The 13,793-nt window shown below is 61.1% G+C and carries 11 protein-coding genes; 5 read left to right on the top strand and 6 right to left on the bottom strand.

Going from position 1 to position 13,793, the window contains the following annotated elements; genetic code table 11:
- Positions 1-74: 74 nt before the first annotated feature.
- The 3 genes from FFB58_RS14535 to FFB58_RS14525 all read right to left on the bottom strand — a co-directional run bounded on the left by FFB58_RS14535 (position 75) and on the right by FFB58_RS14525 (position 2,888).
- Entirely contained in the window at positions 75-1,043 is a 969-nt protein-coding gene (locus FFB58_RS14535) for a TerC family protein (protein ID WP_039031703.1), read from the bottom strand.
- A 273-nt stretch (positions 1,044-1,316) separates the two neighbouring features.
- Complete coding sequence (locus FFB58_RS14530; RefSeq protein WP_138370283.1) at positions 1,317-2,315, bottom strand: Gfo/Idh/MocA family oxidoreductase; 999 nt, start codon at positions 2,313-2,315, stop codon at positions 1,317-1,319.
- A gap of 69 nt (positions 2,316-2,384) precedes the next feature.
- Positions 2,385-2,888, bottom strand: coding sequence for a M48 family metallopeptidase (locus FFB58_RS14525; protein WP_138370282.1), 504 nt, complete (start codon positions 2,886-2,888; stop codon positions 2,385-2,387).
- A gap of 85 nt (positions 2,889-2,973) precedes the next feature.
- Here FFB58_RS14525 and rlmG point away from each other — a divergent pair, with 85 nt between their 5' ends.
- Entirely contained in the window at positions 2,974-4,110 is a 1,137-nt protein-coding gene (rlmG, locus tag FFB58_RS14520; protein ID WP_138370281.1) for a 23S rRNA (guanine(1835)-N(2))-methyltransferase RlmG, read from the top strand.
- Positions 4,111-4,201: 91 nt separating this feature from the next.
- Here rlmG and FFB58_RS14515 read toward each other — a convergent pair whose 3' ends face one another.
- The 3 genes from FFB58_RS14515 to lsrR all read right to left on the bottom strand — a co-directional run bounded on the left by FFB58_RS14515 (position 4,202) and on the right by lsrR (position 9,080).
- The gene (locus tag FFB58_RS14515; RefSeq protein ID WP_138370280.1) at positions 4,202-6,223 is read right to left on the bottom strand and encodes an NADPH-dependent 2,4-dienoyl-CoA reductase; all 2,022 of its coding nucleotides are present in this window, start codon (positions 6,221-6,223) and stop codon (positions 4,202-4,204) included.
- 217 nt (positions 6,224-6,440) lie between these two features.
- Complete coding sequence (gene lsrK, locus FFB58_RS14510; protein ID WP_138370279.1) at positions 6,441-8,075, bottom strand: autoinducer-2 kinase; 1,635 nt, start codon at positions 8,073-8,075, stop codon at positions 6,441-6,443.
- A 33-nt stretch (positions 8,076-8,108) separates the two neighbouring features.
- Positions 8,109-9,080: a transcriptional regulator LsrR gene (gene lsrR / locus FFB58_RS14505; RefSeq protein ID WP_138370278.1), complete on the bottom strand. Its 972-nt coding sequence runs from the start codon at positions 9,078-9,080 to the stop codon at positions 8,109-8,111.
- A gap of 214 nt (positions 9,081-9,294) precedes the next feature.
- Here lsrR and lsrA point away from each other — a divergent pair, with 214 nt between their 5' ends.
- The 4 genes from lsrA to lsrB are packed head-to-tail and all read left to right on the top strand — an operon-like array spanning position 9,295 to position 13,791.
- Positions 9,295-10,782, top strand: coding sequence for an autoinducer 2 ABC transporter ATP-binding protein LsrA (gene lsrA, locus FFB58_RS14500; RefSeq protein ID WP_138370277.1), 1,488 nt, complete (start codon positions 9,295-9,297; stop codon positions 10,780-10,782).
- Entirely contained in the window at positions 10,779-11,810 is a 1,032-nt protein-coding gene (lsrC, locus tag FFB58_RS14495; RefSeq protein WP_138370276.1) for an autoinducer 2 ABC transporter permease LsrC, read from the top strand. The genes lsrA and lsrC overlap by 4 nt, the downstream gene beginning before the upstream one ends.
- The gene (lsrD, locus tag FFB58_RS14490; protein WP_039031711.1) at positions 11,811-12,788 is read left to right on the top strand and encodes an autoinducer 2 ABC transporter permease LsrD; all 978 of its coding nucleotides are present in this window, start codon (positions 11,811-11,813) and stop codon (positions 12,786-12,788) included. It begins immediately after the preceding gene.
- Between the two features lies 1 nt (position 12,789).
- A complete protein-coding gene (lsrB, locus tag FFB58_RS14485) occupies positions 12,790-13,791 on the top strand; it encodes an autoinducer 2 ABC transporter substrate-binding protein LsrB (protein ID WP_039031712.1) in 1,002 nt (333 codons plus the stop codon).
- Positions 13,792-13,793 lie beyond the last annotated feature (2 nt).

Genomic DNA, 13,793 nt, shown 5'->3' with positions numbered 1-13,793 from the left:
AGTGCCGGGTGGCGCTACGCTTACCCGGCCTACAAAACCGTAGGCCCGGCAAGCATAGCGCCGCCGGGCGATTGTTACCCGAGCTGCCGTTTCTTATCGTTCTGGTGATTCACCCAGGCGTTGATGACCAGAGTCAGAACCAGGATACCAAACACCACGCCCAGCGAGATGGCGATCGGGATATGGTAGAAATCGACAATCATCATCTTGATACCGATAAACACCAGGATCACCGACAGACCGTACTTCAGCATTGAGAAGCGCTCCGCCACGCCCGCCAGCAGGAAGTACATGGCACGCAGGCCAAGGATCGCAAACAGGTTTGAGGTCAGGACGATGAACGGGTCAGTGGTCACCGCGAAAATCGCCGGAATACTGTCGACCGCAAAGATCACGTCGCTCAGCTCCACCATGATCAGCACCAGCAGCAGCGGCGTGGCGAACAGCAGGCCGTTCTTACGCACGAAGAAGTGCTCGTTTTCGATGGTGTCGGTCATGCGCAGATGGCCGCGCAGCCAGCGCACCAGCGGCTTTTCGCCAATACCGGTTTCATCTTCTTTCGCCAGCGCCATCTTCACGCCCGTAAACAGCAGGAAGGCACCGAAGACGTACAACAGCCATTCGAACTGGGTAATCAGCCAGCTACCGGCGAAGATCATGATGGTACGCAGCACGATCGCGCCCAGCACGCCATACACCAGCACCCGACGCTGCAACGCTGCAGGTACCGCAAAATAGCTGAACAGCATCAGCCAGACGAAGACGTTATCCACCGCCAGGGCTTTTTCGATCAGATAACCCGTCAGGAACGCCAGCGCCTGGGGATCGGCCACCGCGCGGCCTTGCGTAACGGAGAGATACCACCAGAAGGCGGCACAGAAGAGCAGGGAGAGCGTGACCCACACCAGCGACCAGGCGGCCGCCTGCTTCATGGTCATGCCATGTGCGCCGCGTCGACCCTGCAAGAAGAGGTCGATCGCCAACATGATGACCACCACGACTGCGAATCCACCCCACAGCAGCGGAGTACCGACAGTATTCATACAATTTTCCTTCCACAAAAAAAAACGACTAACGTCAGAAGACGATAGTCGTTGCTTTTTTTGTGCATAGACCTCGCCTTCCGGCAAGGTCTCACTTACAACAAGAAAGGAATACGCTCATCGTATTCCTTTTTCGTTGCCCGGCGACCGGATGCGGTATTACACGCATCGTAATGACGATCCACCGACCAGGAAGTTACTCCCCTTTGCAGGTAACAAAATATGTCAGGTCATTGGTTTCGTCAATGACCTGCACTGATTCATTACACAGCTTTACGCGGTAACTTCTGCGTTAAGGCCGTCCGCCGGGAAAACCACCCCCGTCTGGCGACGGATTTCGGTTTGCAGCTTCGCAGTGGTACGGCTCACCGCAAGGCCCGGATGGTTAACTTCCTGGGTTTCGACCAGACGCGCGAACACCTCTGCCTCATAAAGCATAGTGTTGATATGCTGAGGCTGCGTCAGCTCCTGAGGCTTGCCGCCGCGCGGCACGAAGCTCAGCTTCTGGCACTCGGAGATCTTCTCGATAACCAGCGCGCCGTTCTCGCCCTGGATTTCGCTCGGCAGCACCGAGTCACTCACTTTGGAGTGCTGCAGCGTCACGCTGAAATCGCCGTAATCCAGCACCACCAGACCGTGGGCATCGACGCCGCTTTCCAGCAGGCTGGCGGTTGCCTGAACCCGGTGCGGCTCGCCCCAAAGCGCCACCGCCGAGGCCAGGCAGTAGAAACCGATATCCATAATCGAGCCGTTAGAGAACTGCGGATTAAAGGTGTTTGGGTTCTCGCCGTCCAGATAGCGCTGGTAGCGTGACGAATACTGACAGTAGTTGATGAAGGCTTTGCGGACGCGGCCCACTTTCGACAGCGACTGCTGCAGCAGCAGGAAATTCGGCAGGCTGGCGGTTTTGAACGCTTCGAACAGCACCACCTGATTTTCCCGCGCAAGGGCAATGGCGGCTTCAACTTCATCGATATTCGAGGCCAGCGGCTTCTCGCAGATCACATGCTTTTTATGGCTGAGGAACAGCTTCGTTTGCGGGAAGTGCAGGGAGTTGGGGCTGGCAATATAAACCGCGTCAATGGCATCGCTCTGCGCCATCTCCTCCAGCGAGGTAAACAGATGTTCGACGAGGTAGTCGTTCGCAAAGGTCTGCGCCTGTTCAAGGCTGCGGGAATAGACTGCGGTAAGTTTATATTTGCCGGTCTCATGGGCGGCATCGACGAACTGACGGGTGATCCAGTTCGTCCCAATGACTGCGAAACGTATCATAAACGTTCACGAACTCCGTTAAGGGAACCTGATGCCACTGTAGCATGTCATGATGACAAATCGAGTGCGCTAATTCTCATTACTCTTTAACGATAAATGCGTCAGCCACAGCCGGGTATCAAACTCCAGCTGGTGGTACTGCGGCTCCATATGGCAGCACAGGGAGTAGAACGCTTTGTCGTGCTCTTTCTCTTTCAGGTGCGCCAGCTCATGCACCACGATCATGCGCAGGAAGGCTTCCGGCGCGTTGCGAAACACGGTTGCCACGCGGATCTCGGCCTTGGCCTTGAGCTTGCCGCCCTGCACGCGCGAGATGGCAGTGTGCAGGCCGAGCGCGTTCTTCAGAACGTGGATCTTGTTGTCGTACATCACCTTATTGATGGGCGGCGCGCTGCGTAAATACCGGTTTTTCATATCCTGCGTATACTGCCAGAGGGCTTTATCGGTGGCGAAATCGTGGGTGCCCGGATAGCGTTTTTCCAGTACCGCCCCCAGCTTTTGCTCGGCAATTAAGGTGCGGACCTGGGAAAGCAGATGCTCCGGGTAGCCCTGGAGGTAAGTCAGCTGGTTCATCAAAACCCCAAAATAATTTGAAAACGGGTATACTCACGCACCCTTTTCAGGGATAACGCCGAAATTTTACCACTCAGGAGGGCCGATGAGCCACTTAGACAACGGTTTCCGTTCACTCGACTTAAAACGTTTCCCGGAAACGGACGACGTTAACCCGCTTCAGGCGTGGGAAGCGGCGGATGAATATCTGCTGCAGCAGTTGGATGACACTGAAATCAGCGGCCCGGTTCTGATCCTGAATGATGCTTTTGGCGCCTTGGGTTGCGCACTGGCCGAACATACGCCTTACAGCATCGGGGATTCATACCTGAGCGAGCTGGCGACGCGCGAGAACCTGCGTCACAACGACATCGCCGAATCCAGCGTCAAGTTCCTCGACAGCACCGCGGACTACCCGCAGGCGCCGGGCGTGGTGCTGATCAAAGTGCCGAAAACAATGGCGCTGCTGGAGCAGCAGCTCCGTGCGCTGCGCAAGGTGGTGACGCCAGAGACGCGCATTATCGCCGGGGCCAAAGCGCGTGATATCCATACCTCCACGCTGGAACTGTTCGAGAAAGTGCTGGGGCCAACCACCACTACGCTGGCGTGGAAAAAAGCGCGCCTGATCAACTGTACTTTCACGGCACCCGAGCTGGCCGACGCGCCGGAGACCCTGAGCTGGAAGCTGGAAGGCACCGACTGGACCATCCATAACCACGCGAACGTCTTCTCCCGTACCGGGCTGGATATCGGCGCGCGCTTCTTTATCGAGCATCTGCCGGAAAATCTGGAAGGGGAGATCGTCGATCTCGGCTGTGGTAACGGGGTGATCGGTCTGACGCTGCTGGCGAAGAACCCGGAAGCCAGCGTGGTCTTCAGCGATGAGTCGCCGATGGCGGTGGCCTCCAGCCGTCTCAACGTGGAAACCAACATGCCGGAAGCGCTGGATCGCTGCGAGTTTATGATCAACAACGCGCTGTCGGGCGTGGAGCCGTTCCGCTTCAACGCGGTGCTGTGCAACCCGCCGTTCCACCAGAAACACGCCCTGACGGATAACGTCGCCTGGGAGATGTTCCACCACGCGCGCCGCTGCCTGAAAATCAACGGTGAGCTGTACATCGTGGCTAACCGTCATCTGGACTACTTTCACAAGCTGAAGAAGATCTTCGGTAACTGCACCACCGTGGCGACCAACAACAAGTTCGTGGTGTTGAAGGCGGTTAAGCTGGGTCGCCGTCGTTAAGATTGTTGTGCGGCCTGATGCCCGGTGGCGCTTCGCTTACCGGGCCTACGGTCTTGTAGGCCGGGCAAGCGCAGCGCCGCCCGGCAATGTTCTAGATCTCCAACGCTAATTTCGTCCCCTGGGCAATCGCCCGCCGCGCATCGAGCTCCATCGCCACGTCGCACCCGCCAATCAAATGCACCGTTTTGCCCGCCTCGCGCAGCGGCTCCGCCAGATCGCGCTTCGGCTCCTGCCCGGCACACAAAATCACATTATCCACGCGCAACAGCTGCGGTTCACCGCCGATCAGCACATGCAATCCTTCGTCGTCGATCTTCTGGTAACTCACCGCCGGGATCATCTTCACGCCGCGGGCGAGAAGGGTGGCGCGGTGGATCCAGCCGGTGGTTTTACCCAGCCCTTCGCCCGGCTTGCTGGCCTTGCGCTGCAGCATCACGATCTGGCGCGGGCTTTTCGGCAGTTGCGGTCCTTCCGGGCGCAAACCGCCCACCTGGTTCAGGCTGGTGTCGATGCCCCATTCCGCGCAGAACTCCGCGATATTCTGGCTAGTGGCCTCGCCCGCCTGGCTCAGGTACATGGCGGTATCAAAGCCGATCCCGCCGCAGCCGATAATCGCCACGCGATCTCCCACCGGCGCCTTGTCGCGCAGCACGTCGAGATAGCTCAGCACTTTCGGGTGTGAGACGCCCTCGATCTCAGGCGTTCGCGGGGCGATCCCGCTGGCGAGGATCGTCTCGTCAAAGTCGAGCAGATCTTCCGCGCCCACCCACTGGTTGAGCCGCAGATCCACGCCGGTAATGTCGATCATCCGCCGGTAGTAGCGCAGCGTCTCGTAGAACTCCTCTTTGCCGGGGATCTGTTTGGCGATATTAAACTGCCCGCCGATCTCAGGGAGCGCGTCAAACAGCGTCACGCTGTGGCCGCGCGACGCGGCATTCACCGCAAACGCCAGCCCCGCCGGGCCTGCACCCACCACCGCCAGCCGCTTTTTATTCACAGCAGGCACGATCGGCATGCGGGTTTCGTGACAGGCGCGCGGGTTGACCAGGCAGGAGGTGACTTTGCCGACGAAAATCTGATCCAGGCAGGCCTGGTTGCAGCCAATACAGGTGTTGATCTCATCCGCCCGACCGCTCTGCGCTTTCGACAGCAGCTCGGCGTCGGCAAGGAACGGTCGCGCCATCGACACCATATCGGCATCGCCGCGTGAGATCACATCGTCTGCCACCTGAGGATCGTTAATGCGGTTGGTGGTCACCAGCGGGATCGACACCTTGCCCTTCAGCCTGCGGGTGACCCAGCTGAACGCCGCGCGCGGCACCGGGGTGGCGATGGTCGGGATGCGCGCCTCGTGCCAGCCGATCCCGGTGTTGATGATGGTTGCCCCTGCCGCCTCAATGGCCTGCGCCAGCTGGACGGTTTCGTCGAAGGTGCCGCCGCCCTCCACCAGGTCGAGCATCGACAGGCGGAAGATAATAATAAAATCGCTCCCGGCGCGCTCGCGCACGGCACGCACCACTTCGACGGCGAAGCGCATCCGACGAGCGTAGTCGCCGCCCCATTCGTCGTCGCGCTGGTTGGTGCGGGCGGCGAGGAATTCATTAATCAGATAGCCCTCGGAGCCCATCACCTCCACGCCGTCGTAGCCTGCTTCCCGCGCCAGCGCCGCGCAGCGGGCAAAGTCGTCGATCAGGGTCAGGATCTCATCGTGAGTCAGGGCATGGGGCTTAAAGCGGTTGATCGGAGCCTGGATCGCCGACGGGGCCACCGGGTTTGGCTGATAGCTGTAGCGCCCGGTATGCAGAATTTGCAGGGCGATTTTGCCGCCCTGCTGGTGGACGGCATCGGTGACGATCCGGTGGTGGGGCAGTTGCGCCGCATCGTTCAGCACCGCGCCGCCCTCCATCCCGACGCCGGAGGGGGCAGGGGCCACGCCGCCGGTGACGATCAGCGCCACGCCGTGACGGGCGCGCTCGGCGTAGAACGCGGCCAGCCGCTGTGCGCCGTCTGGCCGCTCCTCCAGCCCGGTATGCATCGAGCCCATTAACACGCGGTTTTTGAGCGTGGTGAACCCCAGATCGAGGGGGGCGAATAACGACGGGTAGCGGCTCATAGTCTCTTCCAGTGTAAAATTATTGTTATGTGGTCGGATGAGTTAGTAATTTAGCCAGCACGGAGTAAAAGGGAAAAGGGGAATGCGGTGATTGTGATGGGATTCAAAGATTACCCCTCACCCTAACCCTCTCCCCATAGGGGAGAGGGAACAGGCGGGTGCGGTCTTACAGAGTGGGCCCGGTCGGTATTTCTCCCTCTGACAGTCGGGTGCGGTCTTACAGAGTGGGCTCGGTCGGCATTTCTCCCTCGCCCCTTTGGGGAGAGGGCCGGGGTGAGGGGGATGTCCGCACCAGCCCCGGCGCCTGCCACATCGAAGTGGTCAGCCCGCTGTCCACCAGTCCGAGCTGATCGGCGTACACCGCCTGCCATTTCTGCATCATGCCGTCGTACAGCTCCCGGTGCGCCGGATTCGGGGTGAACTCCCGGCTCCATTTCACCAGCTTCTCCCCGGTGGCGGCCATATCGCTATACAGCCCGGCGCCGGTTCCGGCGGCAATAGCGCAGCCGAGCGCGGTAGCCTCTTTCACTTCCGGCACGCGCACCGGCAGGCCGGTGACATCGCTTAAGATCTGGCTCCACAGCGCCCCTTTCGCGCCGCCGCCGGCAAACACCAGGCCGTCAAAGACCACGCCGGAGAACTGCGAAATCTGCGCCAGGTTGCAGGCGGATACAATCGCCGCGTTCTCCTCCAGGGCGCGGAACAGGGTGGTCTTGTTGCATTTTTCCGGGTCGATGGAGAGGTTAATGAACGACGGCGCAGCGTGATACCACTGCTTAAAGTGCATGGCGTCGGAAAAAATTGGCATCACCCCGTGAGAGCCCGCCGGCACCCGGCTGGCCATCTCCTCCATCAGGGCGTAAGTGTCCATCCCCATCCGCTCGGCGATCAGTTTCTCTTCGGCGCAGAAGGCGTCGCGGAACCAGCGCATGGTCAGCCCGGTAAAGAAGCTGATCGATTCCGCCTGCGCCATGCCCGGGATCACGTGCGGGTTCACGCGGATGTTCATCTGCGGATCGGTGCGCACCTGCGGCAGGTTAACCACCTGCTGCCAGAAGGTCCCCCCCAGCACCGCAGTTTGCCCGGCACGCACCACGCCCAGTCCCAGACAGCCCAGCTGCACGTCGCCGCCGCCCATCACCACCGGGGTGCCTTCCCGCAGGCCCGACTGCTGCGCGGCTTCGTGGGTGACAGCGCCGAGCAGGGTACCGGTCTCTTTTACCGGGGAGAGAATATCGGCCCGCAGCCCGGCCATATCCAGCAGCGCTGGACGCCAGTCGCGGGAGAACAGATCTAACATGCCGGTGGTGCCCGCGTTGGAAGGGTCAACGGCAAGCTCGCCAGAGAGCTTCGCCGCCAGCCAGTCGCTGATCATGGTGATGGTTGCGGCTTTGCGGTAGATGTCCGGGCGATGGTGCGCCAGCCACAGCAGGCGCGGCATGGCGCTCAGGGCCAGGGTCTGGCCGGAGACGTCATAGACTTCGGATTCAAAACGGTAGTCGTGGATCTCTTTGAGTTCAGCCACTTCGCGGCTGGCGCGGGCATCGACGTTGGCGCAGGCCCAGATGGCTTCGCCGTTGCGGTCGTACAGGACAATCCCCTCGCGCATTGAGCAGCAGGCGACGGACTGGATATCCGCCGCGCCAAGGTGCGCCCGCTCCAGCGCCTGATGGATACACTGGCAGGCCAGCCGCCAGTTGGTGTCGAGATCGAACTCCATCGAGCCGGGGACGTTCTCCACGCTCAGGTGCTTCCACTCGGCCTGGCCGACGGCTATCTGGTTGCCCTGCAGATCGAAAATAACGGCGCGAACGCTGCCTGTCCCTGCATCTAACGCTAAAAGGTAACTCATGAGCTTGCCTCAATGTTAGCGCAGGGCCGGGCCTTAACTCGCCAGAGCCAGCACCGCGCGGGCTGTCGTCTCTTCCGTCACCAGGCCATTGATACGGTGACCCTTCAGTGCGGCATAAATCGCATCGGCTTTCTCTTCTCCTCCGGCGACGCCAACGATGGTGGGCAACTGCGCCAGTTCATCGAGGGTGACGCCCAGTAATTCACGGTGGATCTCCAGTTCAGGGACCCGTTCGCCCTCGGCATTAAGGAAATAGCCCAGAATGTCGCCCACCGCCCCCCGGCGGGCAAACATCAGCTGTTCCCCTTCGCTGATATAGCCGGAGCGCAATATGGTGGCATCCCGGCGCTGGTTCACGGCGCCAATCCCGACGACCGCCGCATCGGCGGCGGTGGCGGCGAGGATCACATCCCGCACGCTGGTTTCCCGTTTCAGGATCCCGGCCACTTCCGCAGACGACACCCGCAGCGGGGCGGGGATCATGCTGACGCTGCAGGCGGCATCCAGCTGGCCGATGCCGGTCATATAGGGCCCGACGCCGCCGGAAAGGGTCACCAGCCGCACCTGCTGGGAGCTGATAAAGCCGCTTAAGTGCTGAATACAGCTCATGGTGGTTTCACCAAATCCCACCGCCAGCAGCTGGCCGGGTTCCAGCACGCCCATTAACGACTGCGCGGCGCCAATGCCTAAGCGCACGCTCATCGCCGGGGTATTCAGCGCAGGCAGCACGCGCACCAGCTTCAGGCCAAAGCGCTGCTGAAGTTCGGTCTCCAGCCCCAGACATCCTTCGTAGCGGGAGTTAATCTGCACCCGGATCACCCCGGACTGTCGGCCCTTCTCCAGCAGACGCGAAATCTTGAGCCGCGGCAGACCCAGCCGCTCGCCGATATCGTTCTGCGTCAGGCCATCGTGGTAGTAGCACCACGCCACGCGCGCCACCAGTTCTTCTTCCGATAGCGCCAGTCCGGCAAATCGTCCCTCTTCGGCAACGCGTTTCTCGCCCATATTTGAACTCTTATCAAAATTTAGATCATATGTTCGCTTTGCCGCGGCTTGAATCTGTGAGCCACACGGCAAAACGGATATTCCGGAATGTTTCAGCTTTATCGGGATCCTATCGATAAAACTGTGATCCCTGCACGGTTGTAAATATAGTTCACCGTCTACGCTTTTGAACATTATTAATTTCAAAAATCATTTGTTCAATAGCGGAGCGATAATGACAGCACTTATCGAGGCGCGCGGGATCCAGAAGCAGTTCTCCGGCGTTCCAGTATTGAAAAACATTGATTTCACTCTGCTTGCAGGTCAGGTGCACGCCCTGATGGGCGGCAACGGGGCCGGGAAATCCACGCTGATGAAGATTGTCGCCGGGGTCGAAACACCCGACAGCGGTGAACTTTCTATTGCCGGCCGTCCTTTTGCTCGTCTCAAACCGGGTCAGGCGCATGCACTTGGCATCTACCTGGTGCCGCAGGAGCCGATGCTGTTTCCCAACCTCAGCGTGCGCGAGAACATTCTCTTCCGCCTGCCGCGCGGCCAGGCCACCGCCCAGCGTCTGGCCGAGAAGCTGGCGCAACTTCAGTGCCAGCTCAATTTAGATGCCGCCGCCAGCACTCTGGAGGTGGCGGATCAGCAGATGGTGGAGATCCTGCGCGGGCTGATGCGCGAGGCGAAGATATTGATCCTCGATGAACCCACCGCCTCGCTGACGCCGGGGGAGACGGAGCGCCTGTTCCGCCAGATCCGCGCACTTCAGGGGACGGGCGTCGGGATTGTCTTTATCTCCCACAAACTGCCCGAGATCCGCCAGCTCGCCAGCCACGTCTCGGTGATGCGCGACGGGGCCATCGTGCTGAGCGGCGAAACCGCAGACTACGACGACAACGCGCTGATCGCCGCCATGACCCCGGTCAGCCGTGACAGGAGCTTAAGCGACACGCAAAAGCTGTGGCTGGCGCTGCCGGGCAATCGCCGCACTCAGGCCCAGGATTTCCCGGTGCTGCGGGTGGAGGCGCTCACCGGGGAGGGGTTTATCGACCTGAGCCTGGAGATCTACGCCGGGGAGATTGTCGGCCTCGCCGGATTGGTGGGCTCCGGGCGCACCGAGTTCGCCGAAACGCTGTACGGCCTGCGCCCGCCTCGTGGCGGGAAGATCTGGCTCGAGAACCAGCAGATCGATAAAGATCCGGTCAGCGCCCGGCTGGAGAAGGGGCTGGTCTATCTCCCGGAAGACCGGCAGGTGTCCGGCCTGTTCCTGGATGCACCGGTTCGCTGGAACACGGTGGCGCTGAACGAACCCTCCCTCTGGCAGCAGCGCAAACGCGAGGCGGCGGTGGTGGAGCGTTATCACCGGGCGCTGGGGATCAAACTCAATAGCCCCGATCAGACCGTGCGCACCCTGTCGGGGGGTAATCAGCAGAAGGTGCTGCTGGCGCGCTGTCTGGAAGCCAATCCGCTGCTGCTGATCGTCGATGAACCGACCCGCGGGGTGGACGTCTCCGCCCGGGCCGATATCTACCAGCTGATTAAAAGCGTGGCGGCGCAAAACGTGGCGGTGCTGATGATCTCCAGCGACATGGACGAGTTCCCGGGTCTCGCGGATCGGGTGCTGGTGATGCATCAGGGGGTGCTCAGCGGGGAACTGCCGCGCCACGCCGTCAGCCTCGATCGCATGATGGCCCTGGCCTTCGGAGGGCAGGCATGAAAACACTTCTGAAAAACCGCGAGCTCAGCGCGCTGCTGGCGATCCTCGCCCTGTTTGTGGTGCTGGTGGCGCTCAACCCGGCCTACCTCAGTTTGCAGACCCTGGGGATGATCTTCGCCAGCTCGCAGATTCTGATCCTGCTGGCCCTCGGGGCCGGGCTGGTGATGCTTACCCGCAATATCGACGTGTCGGTCGGTTCCATTGTCGGGCTGTGCGCCATTGCCGTGGGCGTGGCGCTGAACAACGGCTACGGCCTGCCGGTGGCGATCCTGTTTGCGCTGGCTATCGGCGCGCTGGCCGGGGCCTTCAACGGCCTGCTGGTGGTGGGGCTGCGCATTCCGGCGATTGTCGCCACCCTCGGCACGCTGGGACTCTATCGCGGGGCGATGCTGCTCTGGACCGACGGGAAGTGGATCGAGGGCCTGCCGGTGAGCCTGAAATCCCTGTCGGAGCCGGTGGCGCTCGGGATATCCCCGCTGGGGATGGTGGTGCTGGCCTTCGCCGCCGTTGGGGCCTGGACACTGTCGCGCACCGCCTTTGGCCGGGACTTTTACGCCGTCGGGGATAACCTCGCCGCCGCCCGTCAGCTGGGCGTGGCGGTCAACCGCACCCGGATGGCGGCCTTTACCCTAAACGGCGTGCTGGCGGCCTGCGCCGGGATCGTCTTTGCCGCGCAGATCGGCTTCGTGCCGAACCAGACCGGCAGCGGGCTGGAGATGAAAGCCATCGCCGCCTGCGTGCTGGGGGGCATCTCCCTGCTCGGCGGCACCGGCACCTTAATCGGCGCCCTGCTGGGGGCCTTCTTCCTGACCCAGATCGACACCGTGCTGGTGCTGTTCCGCCTACCGGCCTGGTGGAACGACTTTATCGCCGGGCTGGTGCTGCTGGGGGTGTTGGTGCTCGACGGACGGCTGCGCCAGGCGCTGGCGCGTCATCAGCGGGCGCTGAAGTACAGTCGATTCCAGCCGGGAAACAAAGGGGGAAAGCACGTCACCCCGTTTCCCAAACGCAAAAAAGAGGTGGCGTAAATGAAGCTTAACTGGGAGTGGGCGCTGCTGCTGTTACTGGTGCTGGAGATCCTGCTGTTCGGCACCCTCAATCCGCGGATGCTCGACATCAACATGCTGCTGTTCAGCACCAGCGACTTTATCTGCATCGGCATCGTGGCCCTGCCGCTGACATTAGTGATCATCAGCGGCGGGATCGACATCTCGCTCGGCTCCACCATTGGCCTGTGCGCCATCGCGCTGGGGGTGATGATGCAGTCCGGCGTGCCGATGGTGGCGGCGATCCCGCTCACCCTGCTGCTCGGGCTGCTGTGCGGGCTGTTTAACGCGGCGTTGATTCACTACACCGGGATCAGCCCGCTGGTGATCACCCTCGGCACGCTCTACCTGTACGGCGGCGGGGCGCTGCTGCTCTCGGGCATGGCCGGGGCCACCGGGTATGAAGGCATTGGCGGCTTCCCGGAGAGCTTCACGGCCTTTGCCAACCTCACCGTGCTGGGGCTGCCGATCCCGCTGGTGCTGTTCGCGGTGATTACCTTCTTCTTCTGGCTTATTACCCATCGCGGGCGCTTTGGCCGACATCTGTTTCTGATTGGGCAGAACCCGCGTGCGGCGCGCTATGCGGCGCTGTCGGTCAACGGCATGCCTTACGCGCTGTATGGCCTGGTGGGGATAGCCTCGGCAATTGCCGCCCTGGTGATGGTCTCCTATTTCGGCTCGGCGCGCTCCGATTTAGGGCGCGATCTGCTGATGCCGGCGCTCACCGCCGCGGTGCTGGGTGGGGCGAATATTTATGGCGGTTCAGGTTCGGTATTAGGTACTGCGCTGGCGGCATTGCTGGTGGGGTATCTGCAACAGGGGTTACAGATGGTCGGCATCCCCAACCAGGTGTCGAGCGCGCTGTCAGGGGCGCTGTTGGTTGTGGTGGTGATGGGACGTTCACTGAGTCTGCACCGTGAATGGGTGCGATCTCTCTTCACAAAACTACCCGGAGCGTAAGATGAAAATAAAACTGATGGTGCTGGCAGTGGCGTTAAGCGTGGCAACGGCCCAGGCGGCGGATCGCATCGCGTTTATCCCGAAACTGGTGGGCGTCGGCTTCTTTACCAGCGGCGGCAACGGCGCGAAAGAGGCGGGTAAAGCGCTGGGAACGGACGTCACCTACGATGGCCCAACCGAGCCGAGCGTCTCCGGGCAGGTGCAGCTGATCAATAACTTCGTCAACCAGGGCTACAACGCCATTATCGTCTCGGCGGTGTCGCCGGACGGGCTCTGCCCGGCGCTGAAGCGCGCCATGCAGCGCGGGGTGAAAGTGCTGACCTGGGACTCCGACACCAAACCGGAGTGCCGCAGCATCTACATCAACCAGGGCACCCCGGAACAACTCGGCGGCCTGCTGGTGGAGATGGCTTCGAAGCAGGTGACCAAACCGGATGCCAAAGTGGCGTTCTTCTACTCCAGCCCCACCGTCACCGACCAGAACCAGTGGGTGAAAGAGGCGAAAGCCAAAATCGCCAAAGATCATCCCCAGTGGCAGATCGTCACCACCCAGTTTGGCTATAACGACGCCACTAAATCCCTGCAGACCGCCGAAGGGATCTTAAAAGCCTATCCGGATCTGGATGCGATCATCGCCCCGGACGCCAACGCCCTGCCAGCGGCCGCCCAGGCGGCAGAAAACCTGAAGCGTGAAGGGGTGGCGATTGTCGGCTTCAGCACGCCAAACGTGATGCGTCCGTACGTGGAGCGCGGGACGGTAAAAGCCTTTGGCCTGTGGGACGTGGTACAGCAGGGCAAAATTGCGGTCAATGTCGCCGATCGTTTGCTGAAAAAAGGCGATCTTAACGTGGGCGACAGCGTGGAGATCAAAGATATCGGCGCCCTGAAGGTCGAGCCGAACAGCGTGCAGGGCTATCAGTATGAAGCGAAAGGCAACGGCATCGTGCTGCTGCCCGAGCGGGTGGTGTTCACCAAAGAGAACATCAACAACTACGACTTCTGACG

It is taken from the genome of Enterobacter sp. MF024 (assembly GCF_005843915.1).
In the GTDB taxonomy this organism is placed as follows: Bacteria; Pseudomonadota; Gammaproteobacteria; order Enterobacterales; family Enterobacteriaceae; genus Enterobacter; species Enterobacter barmai.
The sequence above is the reverse complement of the archived record's forward strand: the minus strand, read 5'-3'. Positions and strand labels throughout refer to the sequence as shown.